The organism is Bdellovibrio sp. CKG001 (assembly GCF_055397465.1).
Window position 1 is genome coordinate 1,484,501 of record NZ_AP029173.1, and the last position, 20,793, is coordinate 1,505,293.

Here is a 20,793-nt window from a genome sequence, read left to right on the forward strand (position 1 = left end):
AAATTCCGGTCCTACTTGCGAGTGTAAAGCTTAAGATCAAAGAACTTGTTGGCTCCTTGGATCACACGAATCTTGGTGCCTTCACTGTCACGGAATACGATCACGTCATAGATGTGATTGCTATCCATCGCCAGTTTTCCGTAGAACAGACGATCTCCTGGCTCCAGCCAACCTTTGGCTTTATGGGTGAACAGGGCGTTGGATGTCATACGAATTGTGGAAAGAGCGTCAGGGCGCATTTCCAGATTTACAAACCAGATCGTGTTGTGACTGTAGGCCACCCATTCGCCTTGCAGGTCTTCGCATGTGATGTTGTGCAAAGAAACACTTGTTGGCCATGGAACAATGGGGCCGTCGCCAGGACCGCGAGCCGTGGCAGAAAGACTGAAAACTGTCAGGATTAAGAGTATGAGGTTTTTCATTTCGTCATTTCCTCCGCATTTTTAAACTGAACATGCGTTTGGGGATTAAAATAATATCCTTTGCGATCACGCAGGATGTAGCGTGGGCTTTCCAGGTCAGGTTCCAGCAACGTGCGCAGACGTTTGATGGAAACATAGATCAGATTATCATGCAGGTCTGGATGATAGGACTGATGCCAGATGATTTCGACTAGGGCCTCTTTTGAATAGCGTTGGCCGGCATTCTTGATAAACAAAAGAGCCAGTTCATAGAGGATGTGTTGATTTTTAAAATCAATAGCCCCTTTGTGCTTTTCGCGAACAATTCGAGAGGCTTCATCAATCAAGAAGTCATACTGTGGGGTTGAAGGTGTCAGGCCTTCCGGGCACAGGCTTGATATCAGACGATAGATTCGCGGCGCACGTTCCTGACTGATTCCACGCAGAGCCAGCTCGGCATAAATGCGGTGCTGTTCGGTGTGTCCCTGGTCGCGATGAATCCGGGCCATTTGAGCCAGGATGCTGGAGATCAACAAAAGGAATCCATGCGCTTTGGCCTTTTCATAGCTGTCCCACAAAAGCTCCAGAGCGCGGTCGAATTTTTTAGTCTGGGTGTAGATAAAGCCGCGCAGCTGGGCAGAGCTCAGTTTGATTTCAGGGCTGTCCAGTTCGGTCAGAATAATATCCAGCTTTTCAAGTTGCTGCAGACATTGGCCATAGGTTTCTGGATTGAAGGCTTTGGCCAGCGCCAGAGTGAACAAGGCGCGAGCCAAAGTGTCCAGATCCTGAGTTTGTGAAGCTTTGGAGATGGACGAGTTGATGTACATCTCGGATTCTTGAATCTTATTGCTGGCCAGAAGCCACGAGCCGATCAGGTTTTCAGCCAAAGCCTGTTCGTTTAGGTCTTGAGTGTTGCGGTGAAACAACAACACCTGATCCATCAGACTTTTCACTTCATCCAAAGTCTCAAGTTCATGACAGCACTGGAAGAACAGGCGGGCGGCCTCAATCCAGTCAGAGTTGTTTTTTTGATTTTTGGCCACCACCATGGCTTCTTCACACGATAGACGGGCCTCATGCAGGTCACCTTGACGGTGCTGCAGGCGCGCAATTAGCAAAGAAGAATTCAGTGTGGCGTTCGTCATCAGTACTTAGCCCACCGTCTTTTTTCATCACCGGACAGTTCGTCCATCAGCAGCTCTTCGCCTTCATCTTCTTCCGGCAAAGGCATATCCTTGATTTTTTCATAAACCACCAGGCGGCGTTCATGAGGAGTGTTGGGAAGTGAATAGGCAACATCCTGAACCAGCTTGTAGTACTGAGACCACTGGTCCTTGGCGGCTTTGATCTCGGGATCAACACCCGGACCTTTCATGAAATAAACTTTGCCACCGACTTGCAGGCAGCTCATCACGTTGCTCAGAGTGTTGCTAATGTCTTCCACAGCGCGAGTGATAGCGCCGCGAACCGGATAGACACAGTGACGATTAATGTTGCGGCCTAAAATGTCCAGATTCTGCAGATTCATTTCGCTGCGCACGTGCTTTAAGAACTCCACGCGGCGCTGAACACCTTCACCCAGCAGGATTTTCTGATCCGGGTACATGATCTTCAAGGGAATCCCCGGGAAACCTGGGCCCGTGCCCACGTCCAGCAGCGGAAACTGCAAATCCGTGTACTTGGTGATAATGATACTGTCGATAAAGTGCTTAATGGCAATATCACGCAGCTTCAGCAGGCGAGTGAAGTTCTCTTTTTCCTGATTCAACATCAAAAGGCGATAAAAGTGCGCCAGTTGCTGTCTCTGTGCGTGGCTGACCAGGTCGAAGTTATGATTGCGGAAAACATCGGCCAGGCGGTCATTGGCCTCATGGATGTCGTAGATGGTTTCCGGTTTTTTGTGGCGGCCCATGTTGCCAGTGCCTGCAGAAGAGGCAGGCTTGGCTGCACCAAGAGCCTGTTTGCGGGCTTCTTGGCGGGCTTTGTAGGGACTGTAGTTGGTCTTATTCTTATGGGCCATAGTAGGTGGGGAAAGATAGGTCTAAAGGCCCTAAACCTCAAGCTTTTTCTGCGCCGTGTGTAAAAGCTAAATCCTTGAAAATAGGGGTCTCTGGGGGGATATTGAAGACCTATGTCGACGACCAAACTTGATTCTATCAAAGATACAGCTCTGGCGGCCTTTAAAGCGGCTTCCAGCTCCAAAGACCTCTATGATCTGAAAGTTCAGTACCTGGGTAAAAGTGGGTCCCTGACCGAGATCATGAAAGAAATGGCCACTTTGCCGAAAGAGGAAAAGCCTCTTTTTGGTAAAAAGGTAAATGAAGTGAAGCAGCTTCTTGAAGCCGCATACACCGAGGCCGAAGAGGGGCTGAAGCGCAAAGAGATCTCTGCCAAAATGGTGGCAGAAGAGATCGATATGACCTTGCCGTCCTTCACGCAGCCCAAGGGCAGCGCACACCCGGTGAATATCGTAGTGGAGGAAATCTTCACAGTGATGTCGCGCCTGGGGTACAGCGTTCGCACGGGGCCGATGATCGAAAAGGATTATTATAACTTTGAAGCTCTGAATATCCCGGCGGACCATCCGGCGCGTGATATGGCGGACACGTTCTTCGTCGACAAAACGCATGTTTTAAGAACACACACATCACCCATTCAAATCCACTCTTTGGAAACTGAAGAGCTTCCCTTGCGTGTGATCGGCACCGGACCCGTGTTCCGCTGTGACAGTGATATTTCACACTTGCCGAACTTTCATCAGATTGAAGCGTTGTGTGTGGATGAAAAGATCTCTATGGCCGACCTGAAGGGCACGATCAGTTTCTTTGTTCGTGAGTTTTTCGGGCCGGGTCTGAAAACCCGCTTCCGTCCAAGCTATTTCCCATTCACCGAACCTTCTGCGGAAGTGGATTGCTCTTGCCCGATTTGTAAAGGCAAAGGTTGCAGCCTGTGCAAGCACAGCGGCTGGATTGAAATCGGTGGTTGCGGTCTTGTGAATCCGAAAGTGTTCCAGGCTGCGAAAATTGAATATCCTAAGTGGCAGGGCTTCGCGTTCGGCTTTGGTGTAGAGCGTATGGCCATCATCAAGTACGGCATCGAAGACATCCGTTTGTTCCCTGAAAATGACGTAAGATTCTTAAGGCAGTTTGTAAAATGAAGATCAGTTTAAAATGGCTCCAAGATTATGTTGATGTGACCGAATTCTTCCAAAAGCCAGAAGTTCTGGCGGAAGCGTTGACTCGCGGTGGACTAGAGGTTGAAGAAATCACCAACCGCGCCAAAGACTTCAATCACGTGGTGATTGGTCACATCCTTGAAAAAGACAAACACCCGAACGCTGACAAGCTGTCCTTGTGCCGTGTTTCCACCGGTGAAGGCATTGTTCATCAGATCGTGTGCGGGGCACAGAACCACAAAGCCGGCGACCGTGTGATCGTGGCTTTGCCGGGGGCTGTCTTGCCGGGCAATTTTGCGATTAAAAAATCCGCTGTTCGCGGTGTGGATTCCGCGGGGATGCTGTGCTCTTTGAAAGAGCTGGGACTTGCGACGGAATCGGAAGGTATTGCGATCCTTCCTGCGGATGCGCCGGTGGGGAAATCCTATGCCGAATACGGTGGTTATGACGATGTCACTTTCGAATTGAAAGTGACTGCGAACCGCGCGGACTGTCTGTCTCACTTCGGTTTGGCTCGTGAAGTGTCCACTTTGTTTGGTAAAGAGTTGAAAGCTCCGAAATCCGACGTGGCAGCCTCTGGCAAATCGACGAAATCTGAAATCGCTTTGGATGTAAAAGCCTTTGATCTGTGCCCACGCTATACGGGCAGATTCATTAAAGGTGTCAAAGTTGGACCAAGCCCGGTTTGGTTGAAGCAGCGTCTTGAAAGTGTGGGCATGAATTCCATCAACAATATCGTCGATGTGACGAACTATGTGATGATGGAGTTGGGGCAGCCTTTGCATGCCTTTGATGCAGCTTTCATCGGTGGCAAGAAGGTGATTGTGGACCGTGCGACCAAGGGTGAAAAATTCATCACTTTGGATGGCACTGAGATCACGTTGACTGGAGACGAATTGACAATTCGTGATGCCAATCACCCGGTGTGTTTGGCAGGCGTTGTGGGTGGTAAAAACTCGGGCGTTTCTGACGCGACCACGGACGTGTTCCTGGAGGCAGCTTACTTCCTGCCAATGAGTGCGCGTAAGACATCTCGCTCGCATGGTATTGATACGGACTCTTCCTATAGATTTTCTCGCGGGGTGGACCCGGACGGAACTTTGCGCGGTTTGAACCGTGCGGCGGCTTTGATTGCTGAAGTGGCGGGCGGGGAAGTTTATGGTGAAAATCATGACTTCTATCCAAATCCAGTGAAAAAGGACCCAGTGACGATCACGCTGCAAACAGTGACCGATCGTTTGGGTTACGAGGCGGAAGAATACAAGTTCGTGGACTTCATGAAGCGTCTGGGCTGTCAGGTGGATAAGAAGGGTGATGTGTTCACAGTTCTTCCGCCGACCTTCCGCTTTGATATCGAGCAGGACATGGATCTGGTCGAGGAATATGCGCGTCTGAACGGCTATGAGCATATCCCGGAATCTTTGCCGAAATTTGCAACGGCGCCATCCTTCCATGACAAGGTCTTTATGTTGAACCGTACAACCAGCGAGTTGATGCGTGCGGAAGGTTTCCAGCAAGCAGTGAACTTTGCGTTTGTGGGTTCAAAAGGTCAAAAAGCCTTCATGGGGAACCTGGAATGTTTGAAGGCCGCAGGGCTTTCTGTGACTGAAAAAGAAATCCGTCTGTTGAATCCTTTGAACGAGGAACTGGATGTGATGAGATCCGTATTAAGTTACGGCTTGTTTAAAAACCTCAACCACAACTTCCACTCTGGAAACATGAATGGCCGCCTGTTTGAAATCGGCAGCGCCTTCCATGTAAAAGAAGATGGATCTTTTGTTGAAGGTTCCCGTCTGGGTATGGCGATTTGGGGGCGTGCAAGCAACCTTTGGAACAAATCTTTGGATTATCCGGTTGTTTACGAACTTAAAGCGGCAGTTGAAGTTCTTCTGAAGTCTTTGAATATTTCCTCTTACACTTGGGTGACTCCGGCTAACAAATCCGAAGTTCCAGAGTTCTTGCACCAAGGGCAGTTTGCCCAGTTGTTGGTGGAAGGTAAGAAGGTCGGCTTTATCGGAACTCTTCATCCGATTCTTTTAGATGATAACAAAATCCGTGTGCCAGGGGCGTTGGCAGAGCTTGATTTGGATCAGTTGTACAAAGGACAACCTCGTCCTTATCGTATCCAAAGCATTTCCAAGTTCCCGGTAGTTGAACGTGACTTTGCCTTCGTGATGCCAAAGACCTTGAAGGTCGGTGACGTGATGAAGGACATCCGCAAAGCGGCGGGTGGTTTGTTGTTGAATGTGGACGTCTTTGATTTGTACGAAGGCGATAAAATGGAAGCCGGGAAGAAATCCGTGGCGATCCGTTTGTGGCTGCAGGATAAAAATGCCACACTGCAGGAAGCGCAGATCACAGAGGTTACAAATAAGGTTCTAGAGAGTTTAAAGAAGAATTTTGATCTTTCTGTGAGATAAATTCTTGATTGTTTTCAGTTAGTTGTTACGATTTTAGGAAAGAATCCGTTAAAGCCTTGGCTTTGGCGGAATAGCGATGGAGTGAATGACACTATGGCAGGCCAAAACTTAGGTAAATCAACTGTGACTAAGGCCGATATCGTCGAGAACGTTTATCAGAAGATTGGTTTTTCCAAGAAAGAAGCTTCTGAACTTGTGGAACTTGTTTTCAATACCTTGAAGACTGTTCTGCAAGAGGGTGAAAAAGTTAAGATTTCTGGTTTTGGTAACTTCGTTGTTCGCGGCAAAAACGAGCGTATTGGGCGCAACCCTCAGACAGGGGAGCAAATCAAGATCTCTGCACGCCGTGTTCTTACCTTCCGTCCGTCTCAAGTTTTGAAGGCGATGCTGAACGGTGAAGAGTACGCTCACTTAAAAGATGAGGACGATGATGATGACTACGACGACCATGAGTAATCCTTCGGACCTCGAGATGGAAAGCTCCGAGCTTTCTCTTGGGGATCATCACATAGACTTTATCGAAGAGGCGGAAAAAGAATCCGTCCCTTTGACAGCGTCAGCGCCGATTTCGATTCCGGCCATGTTGTGTGATGAAAAGCTGCTGGAGGAAATCAATTCCATCCCGGACAAAATGGGATTCAAAATCGGCGACGTGGCTGAAATCCTGGGCATCAAACAGTATGTTTTGCGCTATTGGGAAACCGAGTTTGAAGTTCTTCGTCCTAAGAAAGCCTCCAATAATCAGCGTATGTACACTCGTAAAGACGTGGAAAACGCGCTGTTGATTCGTAAGCTTTTGCACCGCGATCGTTTCTCGATAGAAGGCGCAAGAAATGCGATGAAAGAATTGAAAGCTCACGTGAAGAAAGAAAAAGACATGACTCAAGTGTATCATAAGCTTGAGGGGATCAACGAAACAGTGGAAGAGTTGATCCTGGACATCCGCAAACTTCGTCAGCTGTTTAAATAGATAAAATAAGAAAAAGGCCTCGAAAGAGGCCTTTTTTGTTTCAGAAACAAACTGCCTGCATCCTTTTATAAGAGCCCCGTGACGGTCACAGGGCTCTTTGAGGTTTAGTGAGGGTACACTTCAGGGCAAGTTGGGAAGGTGAATCTCTTCCAGAAGGACTGATCGGATTCACCGCGTGTTACAAACACTTGAGTGTCGATAGTTTGAGGCACTGTCACGTCACGAGTACCGAACTTAACACATTCGTGGGACTCGTCGCCACGGCCTCTGAGTTCCAGGCACACCGGCTCTTCGTAAGTGCGGGGCACAGAAACGATTTTTGTTTCATAGCGGGCACAAACCCACTCGGTGATGTCACCCGGGCCATCGCCGCCAGGGCCACGAATGGTTCGGGGGACAAGCTCGGCGCATTCTCTGGTAGGTTGAATCGCACGGACTTCGGTTTCGGTCATGCAGGCATTGTCCAGTTTGATACCCGGCAGGCGATAGCCGTGGGTCACGACGGCGTCACGATCGGCAAAAATTTGTGACCAGGAGCTGTTGGCGTGAACAGCAAAGGCACTGGCGGAAACCAAAAGTGTTGCCAGGGAAACAAAAAGCTTTTTCATAAGAACTCCTTCATCGGGTTGTTGTTTGTTCAGGTGACATGCGTGATTGCGTGTCAACACTCGAGAAAGCTACAGAAAAGCCGATGGAGTGGTCTAAATACAAAACTGTAATTGGCAACCGACATAAGAAATCAGCTCTTTTCATTGAAAATTCTGATTTCTGACAGAGTTAAAACCGCACATTGACAATGTTGCAAATTTTGGAATCTGTTTACAGCGGACAATTGATGATGAAAGCGTGGACTTTTCAAAGGCCGTGGCCTCGAAATTTTCAAATCGTTGTCGGTAAAAATGGGGGGCAAAGAGGGGAGAGTGGTCTGCGCGACTGGATTTGAACCAGCGACCTCTTGCACCCCAAGCAAGTGCTCTACCAAGCTGAGCCACGCGCAGACGGTCTTTGGGAAAAAGACACTTTTATGCTAGCGAGGCCCGCAAGAAGGATCAACTTTTAAGTTCTTTTTTACGCTGTGTTCGTTAGCTTTTTATTTTAAAAAGTGCCCCAGTAAACGTCTGTTTGCTTCCTCGAGGGAAGAGGGCGTTTCTGAATCCAGTTCCTCACGGATTGAAAGGGTGATGGCTCGTTCCAGTCGTTTGAGAAGAAGTCTTTTTTGCTCTATGTCCGCGCTCATGTGTTTTCCGATAACAGAGCGCACCAATGAAAGTTTCGTATGCTCGTCGGGATGTGCATGCAGATCGTCAGCGGAATGGTCTTTTGCAAAGTCCCGTGGGCCGACGAAGACCTCTTTGTTGGGGGGGATCTGGGGATAATACAGGGCCTTGTACATTGCCGAAGGATCGTTAAAGAACAGAACAGCCAAAGCGTCGGCATAGAGCTCTGAATAAGCCGGCAGAGTTCTAAAGTACAGTCCATAGGCATCCGAGTTTGCGAGTTGGGATGACATCTGACGAACAGCGCGGGATGAAATTTTCAGTTCTAGATTGGTTTCAGCAAGTTCAGAAATTTCCTCTAGGTTGGCGAAAAGTTCCCCGAACTCTTCGTGGAAGTCCTGGGCCCAGATTTCCTTTAAAATGGCGTGGCCATATTCGTGGACCACGACGGCCTTTAGCTGGTCCGTGTTGGCTTGATACTGATTTCCCAAGGAATCAGCAAAGAGCAATCTTTGGGGGATTCGAATGATATGACCATTATCGAAACTGGCGTTGCCAGCCTGCTCGCCAATGACCAAGGTGACTTTCGGGGACATCTGAAACGTACGACTGACGCTGGTAAGGGTGTCGGCAAGGTCCTGCGCCAACTGGCAGGCTGCGGGTGTGGGGTTTGCCACAAAGATCAATTTTTGTACGGGCCCTGACGCTGGCAGAAGGCAGGAGGACGTGTCCTGGGCTTGTGCTGAAAGAGAGGTCAGGGTCAACAGACTTAGAATACAGTGGCGTAGCTTCATCAGGTCTCCAGAGTTACCAGCAGGGTTTCTGAAGTCGGTATAGGAAGAAATGTGCCACGGCCAAAACCCTTGCAATCGTTTTCGTGGGGTCTTGGCTGCCTATAAAGTTGACAGTGCCTATTTAGTGCTGCCATTGCGTGGGGAAGAATCCCCATTGCCACCGGCGCTGCCGCCTCCTCGAGCGAAGGAAGGCAGGGACGAAAGGGTTATTAAAAGAACAAGGCCGCAAACAACCAGTTTCATTTTTCAGGACTCCTGAAGGGTGTCGATAATATTAAACATAAATGCGGGGATCGGTCCGCGCGAGGCAGGATCTTCCAGCAGACGGATTTTTTCTTTGAACGCCTGGCTGTCGATCTCAAGCCATCTGCAATAAGTACTTTCTGAAATCGACTCAAAGAAAAGATTCATATAATTGGCATAGTTTTCGTCGGTGCGCGCGGGTTTGCTATAGCGTTCCGTCAGGCGCAGACCCACAGTTTTTATCGTCTGGGCAGAAAAGGTGGATCGATTCACTCCCAGGCCATAGCGGCCGTTCTCCAAAAGCCTTACAACATTCATCTGAAGCATTTTGTGAAGAACCTGCATGCCGTACTCGCCAAAGCGGCTGCGCACATAGCCGTGATCAAAGGGGCGGGTTTCAGCCAGAACATAGAGTTCTGAAAAACAGGGGTCTTTCAGTAATTCTTGCTCTGTGCTGAGCGTGTACCTAAAAAGTGGCGAAGACTTGATTTGCGGATCTGTGCGTTTTAACTTTTCCTGAACCAGTTTGGGGGCCGTCCGCAGAATTTGATCAAAATCCGGAGTCCCAATCAGGCAAGAGTAAAGCTTGTAAAGCGTTTGATAGCCAGGATTGTGTTCTTTGTCTATCAGCCGTCTGAGGGTCTTGGTGTGGATCTGGGATCTGGCTGCGAGCAAGGACAAACCTTTGCGCGGGTCTTTGTGGCGCCGAAGGAACAATCCAATATCCTGACTGACCTGATCTTGAAGTGTGGACGCAGCTGACATGATATGCCTTTGTTTTGGTATTTCAGACGAGGTATGACGCCCGCGCCGCATTGGCAAGTTTCAGGACTGTAAGGTAGAAAATACCCGAGGCCTGCGGTGCAAGCCCCGGGGTTTTCAAAGTTTTTAGAAGCAAGAAGGAACCGTCAAAGACTTGTTGAACAGGAACTTGTAAGTGTCATTGCGAGGGCTGACCAGTTTGGAAACCTTCACATTCACAGTTGTCGGGTAAGTGCCGGAAACAACTTTATCCTTGCAGACTTCGCGGTTTTTGCCGATGTAAGTGCACTCAGAAACGGTGCGAGTGTAGTTGATCGGTGTGTAAAGGTATTTATAACCAGTAATAACTTCTTTAGAGCGGTTCTTGCCAATGTAGATGGTTTCTCTTTGAGCAACCGGCTTCTTGGTTCTAAGCATATTCCCGTCGATGCATACGAAGGTGTAATCAACGGCGTGACCCATAAAGACAACGGGTGCGTCGATTTTGAGTGTTCTATCCTGCATTAAAACTTCCCAGGAAGTCTCTGCGGTGTGCGCGAAAGAGGCACTAGACAAGAACATCAGGCTGATCAAAGCAAATACATTTTTCATATGGTTTTCTCCTTTTATGGTTTGTTGGATGATCTTTGAATGTGTCACCGCCGGAAAAGTTTCAACGAATAATGTTTGTCCACGTAAGAATCCCGGACAACAGGGGGGCTGTCCGGCGGGAACAGGGACATGTCTGATTTTGTCTGGAAAATCTTTACGAGACGGTGTTGTCAGGCCACATGAGCTTATTTTCGAACAGTTGATTTTTGTCACAACTAAAGTGGATTTTCCTGTTGTGCAGAGCCTAGGCTAAGAAGCTTTGATATCCTGTTGAGGAGCTTTTGAACAAAGGAGGCTGGAAATGTCTGGTCATCATAAAAACAAAGGTTTCAGTCAAACAAGCAAGCGCTTTGATGGGGATTTAAAGGCCCAGCATCAGCGCAGTCGAAATAAACAGATGGATCACTCTGCGGATCACCGCGAAGAGGAATCTGAAAGTCGCGAGTCACAGAAGAGTTCGTCACAGAAGAAATCACCACGATCATAGGGGGCCTCCATGAGAATGAATCCGTTGCAGGATAGTGATACGGCAAAAAGCATTAATTTTTGTTTCACCACGTATCGCTGTTGCCTAGAAACCTTAAATCATGTGCAGGAGCAGGGGATAAAGTTTGCCCAAACCGATCTGGCACTGCTTTTACAGCTTTGCGCTGACACCTGTGATTTGCACGCACGTATGCAGATTGCAGAGGTCGACTTTGCAAGTCAGGGGGCAGAGCTTTGTTACGAGGCCTGCATGAGAGCCGCTGCCGAGTGTGGGAAGTTCCCAGAAGATCACATCGTGGCGAAGTGTGCTGATATTTGTGTCAAGTGCGCGGAGCACTGTCGTGGCATGATGGGAATGACGGTTCCGGTGAAGAGCTCGCAGGTGTCTGCAAGAATCTAAATAAAAAAGGCGTCTCTTGTGAGACGCCTTTTGTTTTTTTAGTGGCGGATCATTTCCGGCGTGCTTTCGTTTGCCAGATCGTTCAGGCAATCCACGAAGAACTTACAGATGATGAACAAGTGAACCTGTTCGTTGGCGTCCAGTGATGGCTCCAACTCCGGGGACATGAACAGCTCTTCAATGATGTAGTTCAAGATCTCCGGTTGACCACCGGCAGCAGCTTTTTCCTGAAGGTCTGCGATCATGTCATCGTTGATCTGCAGATACTTTTCAAATTCAGCTTCGTTTTTCTCGAACTTTTGAACCACTTCGTCTTCGGTCATGGCGCGAAGAGACTGGTACTGTTCTTCAAAGGAACGATTCAGGATCAGAGCCATCATGAAGCCCAGGTCCTGGGCGCCTTCGCTCATATCCTCAATGAACTCCATAAAGAAGCCCCCAAGGTCGGGCTGCACTTCAAACAAATGCTCAGATGCTTTTTCGAGGTCACTTTCTTCCGTGATGCTGCAGATTTTATCGATGGAATTTTGCACGACTTGGAACGGAATTTTTTGCATAAACGACCTCTACTTTGTCTTTCCTTTGGCCCAGAAAGGGCCTTATAGTTGCAGAATACACAGGGAGTCCCGAAATATGCAATTTATTAAAGTCGTTGTCTTTTGTTTTATTTCAGTGATTTCACTCACTGCGGGGGCGGAATCGTCTCAGGTTATAACAGAGGACTTTTATAGCCGTAAAATCCAGCCGATTTTTGACAATCGCTGTCTGGCTTGTCATAGCTGTTTTAATGCTCCCTGCCAATTAAACCTGCAAAATTATGAGGGCTTCCAGCGAGGGGCCAATAAACTCAATGTCTATGATGGTACACGACTTAAAAGTGTCGCCCCCTCACGTCTTTGGATTGATGCCCATGGTAGCCAGTGGAAAGAACGCGGCTTTTATGACGTCAGCACCAGCAAAGACCCTGAACAGAATCTGTTTTTCCAAATGATTCAGTTGCGGAATGCGGCTCCGGGAAAAGCAATTAAAAAGCAGGTCGCGGATTCTCAGGTCTGCGCTCAATCCATGAATGACTTCCCGGCCATTGCCAAAAACACCCCAGAACTTGGAATGCCCTATGGCTTACCGGCATTAAGTCATGAAGAGCTGAAGACTTTGAAAACGTGGGTTGAACATGGGACTCCAGGCCCGGACAAAAACAGCTTGGAACAGCAGGAAAAGCCTTCGCCCCAGGTTCGTCGGGTGGTTGCGGACTGGGAATCCTTCTTAAATGAAGAAAACGACCGTCAGCGTCTGGTCAGCCGCTATCTGTATGAACATCTGTTCCTGGCGCATCTCTATTTCCCGGAAAAGAACGATGAGTTCTTCCGACTGGTTCGGTCTCGCACCCGTTGTTCCAAGGGAATTGATGAAATCGCAACACGCCGACCTAATGATTCGCCAGGGGACGGTAAGTTCTGGTACTGCCTGCGTAAGTTCCCCGGCAGTTTGGTTCTGAAAACCCACATTCCCTATGAATTGAGCGCCAAGAAGATGACGCGCTTCAAAGAGATTTTCCTGAAGGAAAAGTGGTCTGTGACGACGTTGCCAAGTTATGAGCCCGGAGTTGCTGAAAATCCGTTTATCGCCTTTAAGGATATTCCGGTTAAAGCCCGCTATCAGTTCCTGCTGGACGATTCTCAGTATCATGTCAGCACCTTTATCAAGGGCCCGGTGTGCAATGGCAGTATGGCCGTGAACTCGATTCAAGAGCAGTTCTATGCCTTCTTCCTGGATCCGAACTCTGATAACATGGTTCTTTCCAAGGACTACGAAGACAAAGCCGCAAAGCTTTTGATGCTTCCCGGAGTTTGGGGCAGCGATGTGGACGTGAAGGAAACAGCAGTGTTTTACAAGACACTGGTGGACCACCGGGAAGCCTATCGCAAACTTCGCACGGCCGAGGTGCAAAAACTTCGTCCTGATGGTTATTCACTGAAAGACATCTGGAACGGGGATGGTGTCAATCCAAACGCGGCTTTGACGATTTTCCGTCACGACGACAATGCGGTGGTGAAAACCGGGGCCGTGGGGGATTTGTCAAAAACAGTGTTCGTCATGGATTATCCACTGATGGAACGCTTGGTGTATAATCTGGTTGTCAATTTTGACGTGTTCGGAAATATCAGCCACCAACTGTTGACCCGTGTTTACATGGACATGATTCGTATGGAGGCGGAAGAGCTGTTCCTGGCCTTCCTGCCTGCGGAGGAACGTCTTTCTTATCGCAGGGCATGGTATCGTGGATTGTTGGCCCAGGTGAAAATGTCTTACATCTTCCCGACGGTGGGTTCCGCCGAACCGACCGGGGTCAAATTTAACGAGGACAATCAAACCAAGAAACAGTTTGTGGAAAAAGTTTTGTTCTTCCACCTGAACGAAAAAGTTCGTGGGCCTTTTGATTTTGTGAACTGGAAAAGTCTGGAAGTTCCCGACAGCATGAAACCTTTGTGGAAGGTGGAAGGCATTGATGTAGAGCTGCGAAAGATCGCGGCCGTGAAGGCGCAAAAGGAAAGCCCGTTTGCCCGATACTTCCCGGATCTGGCTCTCTTAAAAGTCAACGGAGTCGGAGACAATCAGAAAGTGTTTTCAATCATTCACAATAAAGAGCACGAAAATATCTCGTGGATTCTGGGTGAATCTTTGCGCATGGATCCTGAGAATGACACCCTGACCATCCGTGAAGGATTCTGGGGCTCTTATCCTAATATGATCTTTGAGGTGAAGGAAAACGAACTTCCGGCCTTTGTGCTGCAGACCCGAAATATCAGGAATGCAAAGGATTATCAGGGGTTGGTGCGACGTTATGGTGTTCGCCGTGGCAATGATAAATTCTGGCGCGTCTATGATGATCTAGGTCGCTATATGCGACAGACAGATCCAGTCAACTTCGGTTATCTGGATCTGACTCGCTATGAATTGCATTAAAAAATAAACTTTTCTGCCGAGGGGTCCCACTTCACTGTGTAAACCACGCAGTTCGGGGTGGGCAGGGCCTCGATCAAATCCGGTCGCAATGAATGAAGGAACCGACGCATGATCAGACCGTGAGTGCAAAGGCCAGCGGCCTTGAAGTCCTTTTGTTTGCACAGTTCAGTCAGGCCGGCAGCAAAGCGTTGGATGGCTTGATTGGATGATTCGGCGCCAGGGAAACGAAAATCGCCATCATGATTCTGAATGGCCAGCCAGTTTTCCCAGGCGGGAGCTCCGAACTTTTCGGCCACCTCTTCACGGGTCCAGCCTTCAATGTCCCCCAAAAAGACTTCGCGGAAATGAGACGAAATAAACAACGGGTGCGCCAGCTGTGTGTTGGCAATCTCGGCCGTCTGGCGGGCGCGGCTCAGATCGCTGCTGACGAAAAAATCCACAGGGTTGTGCTGAAAGAAATCCTGCAGAGCCAGAGCTTGATTCTGGCCTTCGGAATTCAGGGGGATGTCAGTGTGTCCCTGCAAGCGGCGCTGATGATTCCAGTCGGTCAGCCCGTGACGGAAGAGATGAATGATTTTCTGCATAGTGGCTCTATTGAAGCACTTGCCACACACGACGGAAAGGGAAAAAATCTGAATATGAACAACATTTTTCGCGCTCTTCGTCAGTCCTTTGAGGCACTTTTGAAAATTCGCATGTTTTTACTGATCATGGGGCCTCCGGTGGTGACGGTACTGGGGCTGTTGATCCTGTTTTTGGTATTTTGGTCGACGTGGACCGAAGGGTTGGCGCATCTGATTTCGCATCTGTGGGGCTTTCAATGGATTCAAAGTGTGACCGGTTTTACCGAGCTGGCATTTTGGATGGCGGTTCTTTTTCTGATTTTGGTCTTTTTGCCGCTGGCCTATGTTTTAAGTGTGTTGATAGTTTCAATTTTTGTGATGCCTGTTGTGTTGAAGTGGGTGGGTGATGGTGAATACAAACACCTCGAAAAGCGCCGGGGTGGCAGTGTCGTGGGCAGTGTTTGGAACACGCTGAAGGCGACGGCGATATTTGCAGTGGGCTTTGTGATGACGCTACCGTTGTGGTTTGTGCCCGGATGCCAGATTCTGGTGCCTGTGCTTCTGACCGCGTGGCTTAATAAAAAAGTATTTCTGTACGATGTGCTCCAGGACTACGCTTCGAAAGAAGAGCGCAGACGTATTGAAAATGAGGAATCTGCCGGACTTTACGGCATGGGGCTTTTGTTAGGACTGCTCTCATATATCCCGCTGGCCTTCTTCTTTGTGCCTATCATTTCAGCCCTCAGTTACACCTATTACGGTTTAAATGCACTGGAGGACCGTCGCCGCTAAATCTGTGGATTTTAGGGGCAAAGTGGTGTATTTCCTTGAGTTATGACGAAGTGCGGCCACGAAAGAAAGAACATCGATATCGACTCGCTCAATGAGCGGGTTCGTAAGGCGGGGATGAAGCTCACCCAGCAGCGCAGTCAGCTGCTGAAAATCCTGCTTCATCATCCTGAACCGATTTCGGCCGATGAGATCTTCAAAAAAATTGACGACAAGTCCGATGGTATGGATCTGGTGACGATCTATCGCATTCTGAAAAAATTTGAAGAGGCCAATTTAGTGTCGCGCCTGGAATTCGGCGATGGGGTGGCGCGCTTTGAGCTGACCTTGGAATCAGGTCACCACCACCACCACGTCATCTGCCGCCAGTGTCAGCGGGTTGAACCACTTCACATCTGCGATCTGGATCAACACATCAAGATGGTTGAGGCCATGGGCTACAAACAAGTGGCGCACCGGCTTGATTTCTTCGGTGTGTGTTCTCGCTGTCAGTAGTCGAGCGAGTCTTCCTCCTGCCAGCGTGGCAGTTTAATCACAAAAGTCGTGTTCGGAGTATCGGGCTGCAGGTGCAGGTCGCCGTTGTGACTTTTTATAATTCCTGCAGATATGCTCAACCCCAGACCTGTCCCTTTGCCAACTTCTTTCGTGGTGAAAAAAGGCAGCATGATTTGGTCTGCGATGATGTCGGGGATGCCGTTGCCGGAATCAATCACTAGGATTTCAACATGATCCTCGGTTTCCTCCACCTGAATTCGGATCCACTTGTCTTTTAGATTGGCAATGGCATCGAAGGAATTATTCAAAAGGTTCAGTAAGACCTGTTCAATTTGAATCAGACGGCATTCCACTTCCAGATCAGGGTCGATGGGAAGCACCTCGATTTCCACGCCATGGTTGTAAAAACGTGTGCGGCAGAATTCCAAAGTTTCATCGATGATCTGTTTGACCGGCACGACTTCGAAGGGGTCATAAGTCCCTTCGCGGGCAAACGAACGCAGGGACTTGATGATGCGGGCGATCTTGTCCGCGGTGCGACTGATACTTTCTGAGGCCTGTTTGATTTTGACCGGGTCCATCTTCCCAGAATCGACCATCTGCTGAAGCTGGAAGGCGCGGGCCTGAATCACCGTCAGCGGATTGTTGATCTCATGGGCAATGCCTCCGGACATTTCACCCAAGGCCGCCATTTTTGTCGAGGAAATCATCTTGGCCTTGGCTTCAGCCATCTGCATTTCAGTTTGAATTTCTTCAGTGGAATCCCAGGCCACACCGTACATGCGCGGAGTTCCCGAGGAGGTCATGAATTTGCCATAGCATTTGATATGGTGGACCTCTTTGTTTTCATAGGTCACTCGATAGGTGACATAGAAGTCCTGGTGATTGGCGACAGCCTCGTGAACCTTGCGGTTGACGTTTTCCATGTCTTCACGGAATCCGCGCTTCCAAACCTCGGTCATGGGATCTAATTCAGAATTTTCAGGAACATCGTGCATGGAGTACATTTTACTGTCCCAATGCAGGTGGTTTTGTTCGATGTCCCATTCCCAGGTTCCCATGTTGGCGGCAGACAGGGACAGGTTCAGTTTTTCGATGGTCTTTTTCAGGTTCTCTTCGTACGTTTTGCGGTCGTTCACATCCGTGGCGATCCCCAGCACGCTGTTGACCTGGCCCCGTTCATCGCGTGAAAAGGGGGTGATGCGATCGTTGATCCAGTGGTATTGGCCCTGGCTGTCCTTGAAGCGATATTCGATGGAAATGACCTCGCCCTCCTTCAGAGTTCGGGATCTTTCGATGGCGGCATTCAGGACCGGGACATCATCCGGGTGCATAGACCGGGCGTAGTATTCTGTGCCCTGAGCCCGGATCTCTGCCAGGGTGTAGCCATAGAGGTCCTTCACCCGGTCATTGAACCACACCATATTGACCTCGTTCAGATCGAATATGTAAACGCTGTTGGGGATCGTTTGATTGATCTTTTCAAGGAGGGTGTTCTTATCGTTCAAAAGGTCGGCTATTTTCATAAATAGGTTTCAGTCTAATCCAAGATTCTTGTAACGCGAAACGGCTAAAATCATAATAAAACCTTAACATTACAGTCTTCCGACACGGTGCTAGACTTTGGCCTATAAATCCATAGGAGATTTCTATGTTTACCAACTTGGTTGCGTCTTTGTTCTTTGTTATCGGTGCGTCCGTGGCTTCTGCCCAGGTTCCTGTTATTAAGATCGACGGTTCTTCAACGGTATTCCCAATCACAGAAGCAATGGCTGAAGAGTTTCAAACAGCTCAGCGTGGGAAAGTGCGTGTGACCGTGGGGATCTCCGGAACGGGTGGTGGTTTCAAAAAATTCTGCCGTGGCGAGATCGACATTCAAGATGCCTCCCGTCCTATTCAAACCTCCGAAATGGAAGCCTGCCGCAAGGCTGGTATCAAGTTCCTAGAGCTTCCGATTGCTTACGATGCAACAGCGGTGGTGGTGAATCCTAAAAACACCTGGATCAAGTCCATGACCGTGGCTGAGTTGAAAAAGATGTGGGAGCCAGCAGCCCAAGGAAAGATCACCAAATGGAGTGACGTCAACCCAGCGTGGCCGAAACAAAACCTTAAACTTTACGGCGCCGGTTCAGACTCTGGAACTTTTGACTACTTCACAGAAGCGATCGTCGGGAAGTCCAAGTCCTCTCGTGGTGACTATACGGCCAGCGAAGATGACAACACCCTGGTGACCGGGGTTTCCAACGATCTTTATGCACTTGGCTATGTTCCTTTGGCTTATTACGAAGAAAACCGCTCGAAGCTGAAGGTCGTTGCTATTGTGGGGGGCGATAAGGCTCCTAAGAAAAACGAAGCGGTGCTTCCAGGTCGTGAAACCGTTGAAAATGGCACCTACTTCCCACTGTCTCGTCCAATCTTTATCTATGTCAGTGAAAAATCCATGGCAAAGCCTGAGATCAAGGAATTCGTTAACTTCTATCTGAACAACTCCTTTGAGATCGTGCCCCAGGTTAAATATGTTCCGCTTCCTGCAAAAGCCTATGAAAGCGTGAAAGAGCACGTGAAAAAGAACAAGGTGGGAACTGTCTTCGGGGGGCACTCTGAAGTGGGTCTTAAAATTGAAGAGTTGATGAAGCGCGAAGGTTCGTTGTAGTTTAACCATCGTGGGTAAAAGCCAACTTAGAAAACTTTCTGAATTCACATCCGCTGACCATCCGGTTCGGCGGATGCGTCGTCTACGGGAACGTGCCATTGAAACAGTTTTGTTTCTGGCGGCGGCCTCTTCGGTTTTGGTGACCATCGGAATCGTGGGGATTCTGGTGGTGGAAAGTCTGCCGTTCTTCGAGCATGTGACTTTAAAAGAATTCCTGACCGATACGCAGTGGACACCTCTTTTTGAAAACGCCCGATACGGTATTTTGCCTTTGCTGAGTGGAACTTTGCTTTCCACGGTGATTGCGCTGACCGTGGCGATTCCCCTGGGGACAGTCGCGGCAGCTTTTTTAAGTGAATACGTTCGCCCCAGCTGGCGTGAAGTTCTAAAGCCTATGTTAGAGCTTTTAGCGGCCGTGCCGACAGTGGTCTACGGCTATTTCGCATTGCTGTTTGTGACACCTCTTTTGCAAAAAATCATTCCGACTTTAAGTGGCTTTAACGTGCTCAGTGCCGGGATCGTCATCGGAGTGATGATCGTGCCTTACGTCAGCAGTCTCAGCGAAGATGCCATGCGCTCAGTGCCGAATCATTTGCGTGAGGCCTCTTTTGCCGTGGGGGCGTCTCGTATGCAGACAGCCTTCCGGGTGGTGATCCCGGCGGCCTTTTCGGGAATCACGTCGGCCTATGTTTTGGGGATCTCGCGCGCTTTGGGTGAAACGATGGTTGTTGCCATTGCCGCGGGTATGCAGCCGAATCTGACCCTGAACCCGACAGAGCCTGCGGCGACGATCACCGCCTTTATCGTTCAAGTCAGTCTGGGGGACTTGCCTCACGGTTCCATTGGTTACCAATCCATCTATGTGGCAGGGTTAAGCCTTTTGGTGCTGACTTTGTGCTTTAATATCGTTGGCCTTTGGCTGCGCAAAAAGTTCCAGGAGAAAGAATAGTGGAATCCCGTCAGGATCTTTTAGCCAATATCAAGCGCCGTCAGTTGTGGGACTTTGTGTTTGCTATGATGGGGCTTTTGGCGTTGCTTTTTGCTTTGGTGACGTTGCTGGCTTTAATCGTCGATCTGGCGATCACCGGTGTTCCACGCATTAATGCCGAGTTTTTTGTAAACTTCCCCTCACGCTTTGCTGAAAAAGCGGGGATCTTGTCAGCCTGGGTGGGGTCTTTCTGTATCATGATCACCACCGCGTTTTGTGCCATCCCGCTGGGGGTGGCTGCCGGGGTTTATCTGGAAGAGTACTCTAAGAAAAACTGGGTGTCTCAAATCATTGAGCTCAACATCATCAACCTGGCTGGAATCCCATCGATCACCTACGGTCTGATGGCGTTGGGCTTGTTTGTGTATAAGCTAAAGCTGGGTCAGAGCATTCTGACCGCTGGCTTGACCCTGGGGCTTTTGGTTTTACCTATTATCATTGTGACCACGCGGGAAGCGATTCGCGCGATCCCCAACACCATTCGCGAAGCCAGTTACGCCATGGGGGCCAGCAAGTGGCAGACGGTGCGCTATCATATTCTGCCATATTCTTCCGGCGGGATTTTGACCGGTGTGATTATTTCCCTTTCGCGTGCGATCGGGGAAACGGCACCCTTGATCACCATTGGGGCACTGACGTTTATTGCGTTTTTGCCAACGCCTCCGATTGACGGGCAGTTCCCCTATGTGAACTTTAAGTGGCTCATGGATCCATTCACCGTGATGCCGATTCAGATGTTTAACTGGTTGTCACGCCCGCAGCCCGAGTTCCATGTGAACGCGGCGGCCACAGGGGTGGTTTTGCTTGTGATGACTTTGATTATGAACGGTGGGGCGATCTATCTGCGCTCCCGTTTCCGTAAAAAGATGAAGTGGTAAT

General features: G+C 49.2%; 23 protein-coding genes and 1 tRNA gene. 12 read left to right on the plus strand and 12 right to left on the minus strand.

The annotated features are described in order from the left end of the window. Positions 1–11: 11 nt before the first annotated feature. The 3 genes from ACZ50P_RS07185 to rsmG are packed head-to-tail and all read right to left on the minus strand — an operon-like array spanning position 12 to position 2,421. The gene (locus ACZ50P_RS07185; protein WP_464134652.1) at positions 12–422 is read right to left on the minus strand and encodes a hypothetical protein; all 411 of its coding nucleotides are present in this window, start codon (positions 420–422) and stop codon (positions 12–14) included. Continuing rightward, positions 419–1,546, minus strand: a complete 1,128-nt coding sequence (locus ACZ50P_RS07190; RefSeq protein WP_464134654.1) for a winged helix-turn-helix domain-containing protein — start codon at positions 1,544–1,546, stop codon at positions 419–421. Before ACZ50P_RS07190 ends, ACZ50P_RS07185 begins: the two co-directional genes overlap by 4 nt. Beyond that, positions 1,546–2,421: a 16S rRNA (guanine(527)-N(7))-methyltransferase RsmG gene (gene rsmG / locus ACZ50P_RS07195; protein ID WP_464134657.1), complete on the minus strand. Its 876-nt coding sequence runs from the start codon at positions 2,419–2,421 to the stop codon at positions 1,546–1,548. The genes ACZ50P_RS07190 and rsmG overlap by 1 nt, the downstream gene beginning before the upstream one ends. A gap of 111 nt (positions 2,422–2,532) precedes the next feature. Between rsmG and pheS the strand changes: the two genes are divergently transcribed. From pheS to ACZ50P_RS07215, 4 genes are all read left to right on the plus strand, one after another. After that, on the plus strand, positions 2,533–3,558 hold the full coding sequence (gene pheS, locus ACZ50P_RS07200; protein WP_464134660.1) for a phenylalanine--tRNA ligase subunit alpha: 1,026 nt from the start codon (positions 2,533–2,535) through the stop codon (positions 3,556–3,558). Continuing rightward, positions 3,555–5,996 (plus strand): phenylalanine--tRNA ligase subunit beta, encoded by a 2,442-nt coding sequence (gene pheT, locus ACZ50P_RS07205; RefSeq protein WP_464134662.1) that lies wholly within the window; start codon positions 3,555–3,557, stop codon positions 5,994–5,996. Before pheS ends, pheT begins: the two co-directional genes overlap by 4 nt. Positions 5,997–6,119: 123 nt before the next feature. Further along, on the plus strand, positions 6,120–6,452 hold the full coding sequence (locus ACZ50P_RS07210; RefSeq protein ID WP_347359097.1) for an integration host factor subunit alpha: 333 nt from the start codon (positions 6,120–6,122) through the stop codon (positions 6,450–6,452). Further along, complete coding sequence (locus tag ACZ50P_RS07215) at positions 6,424–6,966, plus strand: MerR family transcriptional regulator (RefSeq protein ID WP_464134664.1); 543 nt, start codon at positions 6,424–6,426, stop codon at positions 6,964–6,966. Before ACZ50P_RS07210 ends, ACZ50P_RS07215 begins: the two co-directional genes overlap by 29 nt. 104 nt (positions 6,967–7,070) lie before the next feature. On the opposite strand, the gene ACZ50P_RS07220 is transcribed toward ACZ50P_RS07215, so the two are convergent. The 6 genes from ACZ50P_RS07220 to ACZ50P_RS07245 all read right to left on the minus strand — a co-directional run bounded on the left by ACZ50P_RS07220 (position 7,071) and on the right by ACZ50P_RS07245 (position 10,573). Next, positions 7,071–7,574, minus strand: a complete 504-nt coding sequence (locus ACZ50P_RS07220) for a hypothetical protein (RefSeq protein ID WP_464134666.1) — start codon at positions 7,572–7,574, stop codon at positions 7,071–7,073. Positions 7,575–7,887: 313 nt separating this feature from the next. Next, positions 7,888–7,964, minus strand: a tRNA-Pro gene (locus ACZ50P_RS07225). Between the two features lie 92 nt (positions 7,965–8,056). Beyond that, positions 8,057–8,977 carry a M48 family metalloprotease gene (locus ACZ50P_RS07230; RefSeq protein ID WP_464134669.1) on the minus strand — a complete coding sequence of 307 codons (921 nt, stop codon included), beginning with the start codon at positions 8,975–8,977 and terminating at the stop codon, positions 8,057–8,059. A 117-nt stretch (positions 8,978–9,094) separates the two neighbouring features. Beyond that, the gene (locus tag ACZ50P_RS07235; protein ID WP_464134671.1) at positions 9,095–9,220 is read right to left on the minus strand and encodes a hypothetical protein; all 126 of its coding nucleotides are present in this window, start codon (positions 9,218–9,220) and stop codon (positions 9,095–9,097) included. Between the two features lie 3 nt (positions 9,221–9,223). After that, positions 9,224–9,985 carry a hypothetical protein gene (locus tag ACZ50P_RS07240; protein ID WP_464134672.1) on the minus strand — a complete coding sequence of 254 codons (762 nt, stop codon included), beginning with the start codon at positions 9,983–9,985 and terminating at the stop codon, positions 9,224–9,226. Between the two features lie 123 nt (positions 9,986–10,108). Next, complete coding sequence (locus ACZ50P_RS07245) at positions 10,109–10,573, minus strand: hypothetical protein (RefSeq protein WP_464134675.1); 465 nt, start codon at positions 10,571–10,573, stop codon at positions 10,109–10,111. Between the two features lie 301 nt (positions 10,574–10,874). Between ACZ50P_RS07245 and ACZ50P_RS07250 the strand changes: the two genes are divergently transcribed. Then, complete coding sequence (locus tag ACZ50P_RS07250) at positions 10,875–11,060, plus strand: hypothetical protein (protein WP_464120771.1); 186 nt, start codon at positions 10,875–10,877, stop codon at positions 11,058–11,060. 9 nt (positions 11,061–11,069) lie between these two features. After that, positions 11,070–11,459: a four-helix bundle copper-binding protein gene (locus ACZ50P_RS07255; protein ID WP_464134676.1), complete on the plus strand. Its 390-nt coding sequence runs from the start codon at positions 11,070–11,072 to the stop codon at positions 11,457–11,459. Positions 11,460–11,497: 38 nt separating this feature from the next. On the opposite strand, the gene ACZ50P_RS07260 is transcribed toward ACZ50P_RS07255, so the two are convergent. Further along, on the minus strand, positions 11,498–12,016 hold the full coding sequence (locus tag ACZ50P_RS07260; protein ID WP_464120773.1) for a hypothetical protein: 519 nt from the start codon (positions 12,014–12,016) through the stop codon (positions 11,498–11,500). A gap of 76 nt (positions 12,017–12,092) precedes the next feature. On the opposite strand from ACZ50P_RS07260, the gene ACZ50P_RS07265 reads away from it, so the two are divergent. Beyond that, on the plus strand, positions 12,093–14,426 hold the full coding sequence (locus ACZ50P_RS07265; RefSeq protein WP_464134679.1) for a fatty acid cis/trans isomerase: 2,334 nt from the start codon (positions 12,093–12,095) through the stop codon (positions 14,424–14,426). Here the strand turns inward: ACZ50P_RS07265 and ACZ50P_RS07270 are convergent. Next, on the minus strand, positions 14,423–15,010 hold the full coding sequence (locus ACZ50P_RS07270; protein WP_464134680.1) for a histidine phosphatase family protein: 588 nt from the start codon (positions 15,008–15,010) through the stop codon (positions 14,423–14,425). The two genes, ACZ50P_RS07265 and ACZ50P_RS07270, sit on opposite strands and share 4 nt — an antisense overlap. A 54-nt stretch (positions 15,011–15,064) precedes the next feature. Here ACZ50P_RS07270 and ACZ50P_RS07275 point away from each other — a divergent pair, with 54 nt between their 5' ends. Both ACZ50P_RS07275 and ACZ50P_RS07280 read left to right on the plus strand, forming a co-directional pair. After that, positions 15,065–15,781 carry an EI24 domain-containing protein gene (locus tag ACZ50P_RS07275; RefSeq protein WP_464120776.1) on the plus strand — a complete coding sequence of 239 codons (717 nt, stop codon included), beginning with the start codon at positions 15,065–15,067 and terminating at the stop codon, positions 15,779–15,781. Between the two features lie 42 nt (positions 15,782–15,823). Further along, a complete protein-coding gene (locus ACZ50P_RS07280; protein WP_347359090.1) occupies positions 15,824–16,273 on the plus strand; it encodes a Fur family transcriptional regulator in 450 nt (149 codons plus the stop codon). Here ACZ50P_RS07280 and ACZ50P_RS07285 read toward each other — a convergent pair. After that, on the minus strand, positions 16,267–17,799 hold the full coding sequence (locus tag ACZ50P_RS07285; RefSeq protein ID WP_464134683.1) for a sensor histidine kinase: 1,533 nt from the start codon (positions 17,797–17,799) through the stop codon (positions 16,267–16,269). The genes ACZ50P_RS07280 and ACZ50P_RS07285 overlap by 7 nt on opposite strands. Before the next feature lie 125 nt (positions 17,800–17,924). Between ACZ50P_RS07285 and ACZ50P_RS07290 the strand changes: the two genes are divergently transcribed. From ACZ50P_RS07290 to pstA, 3 genes are all read left to right on the plus strand, one after another. After that, the gene (locus ACZ50P_RS07290; RefSeq protein ID WP_464120778.1) at positions 17,925–18,926 is read left to right on the plus strand and encodes a PstS family phosphate ABC transporter substrate-binding protein; all 1,002 of its coding nucleotides are present in this window, start codon (positions 17,925–17,927) and stop codon (positions 18,924–18,926) included. Positions 18,927–18,999: 73 nt separating this feature from the next. Further along, complete coding sequence (pstC, locus tag ACZ50P_RS07295; RefSeq protein ID WP_464120779.1) at positions 19,000–19,875, plus strand: phosphate ABC transporter permease subunit PstC; 876 nt, start codon at positions 19,000–19,002, stop codon at positions 19,873–19,875. Beyond that, positions 19,875–20,792, plus strand: coding sequence for a phosphate ABC transporter permease PstA (gene pstA / locus ACZ50P_RS07300; protein WP_464134686.1), 918 nt, complete (start codon positions 19,875–19,877; stop codon positions 20,790–20,792). The genes pstC and pstA overlap by 1 nt, the downstream gene beginning before the upstream one ends. The last annotated feature ends 1 nt before the right edge of the window (position 20,793 follow it).

Excerpts from the sequence above, each read along its gene's own strand:
- pheT (WP_464134662.1), top strand. The coding sequence starts at position 3,555 with ATGAAGATCAGTTTAAAATGGCTCCAAGATTATGTTGATGTGACCGAA.
- ACZ50P_RS07230 (WP_464134669.1), bottom strand. The coding sequence starts at position 8,977 with ATGAAGCTACGCCACTGTATTCTAAGTCTGTTGACCCTGACCTCTCTT.
- ACZ50P_RS07185 (WP_464134652.1), bottom strand. The coding sequence starts at position 422 with ATGAAAAACCTCATACTCTTAATCCTGACAGTTTTCAGTCTTTCTGCC.
- pstC (WP_464120779.1), top strand. The coding sequence starts at position 19,000 with ATGCGTCGTCTACGGGAACGTGCCATTGAAACAGTTTTGTTTCTGGCG.
- ACZ50P_RS07190 (WP_464134654.1), bottom strand. The coding sequence starts at position 1,546 with ATGACGAACGCCACACTGAATTCTTCTTTGCTAATTGCGCGCCTGCAG.
- rsmG (WP_464134657.1), bottom strand. The coding sequence starts at position 2,421 with ATGGCCCATAAGAATAAGACCAACTACAGTCCCTACAAAGCCCGCCAA.
- ACZ50P_RS07280 (WP_347359090.1), top strand. The coding sequence starts at position 15,824 with ATGACGAAGTGCGGCCACGAAAGAAAGAACATCGATATCGACTCGCTC.
- ACZ50P_RS07250 (WP_464120771.1), top strand. The coding sequence starts at position 10,875 with ATGTCTGGTCATCATAAAAACAAAGGTTTCAGTCAAACAAGCAAGCGC.
- ACZ50P_RS07220 (WP_464134666.1), bottom strand. The coding sequence starts at position 7,574 with ATGAAAAAGCTTTTTGTTTCCCTGGCAACACTTTTGGTTTCCGCCAGT.
- ACZ50P_RS07255 (WP_464134676.1), top strand. The coding sequence starts at position 11,070 with ATGAGAATGAATCCGTTGCAGGATAGTGATACGGCAAAAAGCATTAAT.
- ACZ50P_RS07240 (WP_464134672.1), bottom strand. The coding sequence starts at position 9,985 with ATGTCAGCTGCGTCCACACTTCAAGATCAGGTCAGTCAGGATATTGGA.
- ACZ50P_RS07270 (WP_464134680.1), bottom strand. The coding sequence starts at position 15,010 with ATGCAGAAAATCATTCATCTCTTCCGTCACGGGCTGACCGACTGGAAT.
- ACZ50P_RS07235 (WP_464134671.1), bottom strand. The coding sequence starts at position 9,220 with ATGAAACTGGTTGTTTGCGGCCTTGTTCTTTTAATAACCCTTTCGTCC.
- ACZ50P_RS07275 (WP_464120776.1), top strand. The coding sequence starts at position 15,065 with ATGAACAACATTTTTCGCGCTCTTCGTCAGTCCTTTGAGGCACTTTTG.
- ACZ50P_RS07265 (WP_464134679.1), top strand. The coding sequence starts at position 12,093 with ATGCAATTTATTAAAGTCGTTGTCTTTTGTTTTATTTCAGTGATTTCA.
- ACZ50P_RS07290 (WP_464120778.1), top strand. The coding sequence starts at position 17,925 with ATGTTTACCAACTTGGTTGCGTCTTTGTTCTTTGTTATCGGTGCGTCC.
- ACZ50P_RS07215 (WP_464134664.1), top strand. The coding sequence starts at position 6,424 with ATGATGATGACTACGACGACCATGAGTAATCCTTCGGACCTCGAGATG.
- ACZ50P_RS07260 (WP_464120773.1), bottom strand. The coding sequence starts at position 12,016 with ATGCAAAAAATTCCGTTCCAAGTCGTGCAAAATTCCATCGATAAAATC.
- ACZ50P_RS07245 (WP_464134675.1), bottom strand. The coding sequence starts at position 10,573 with ATGAAAAATGTATTTGCTTTGATCAGCCTGATGTTCTTGTCTAGTGCC.
- ACZ50P_RS07285 (WP_464134683.1), bottom strand. The coding sequence starts at position 17,799 with ATGAAAATAGCCGACCTTTTGAACGATAAGAACACCCTCCTTGAAAAG.
- pheS (WP_464134660.1), top strand. The coding sequence starts at position 2,533 with ATGTCGACGACCAAACTTGATTCTATCAAAGATACAGCTCTGGCGGCC.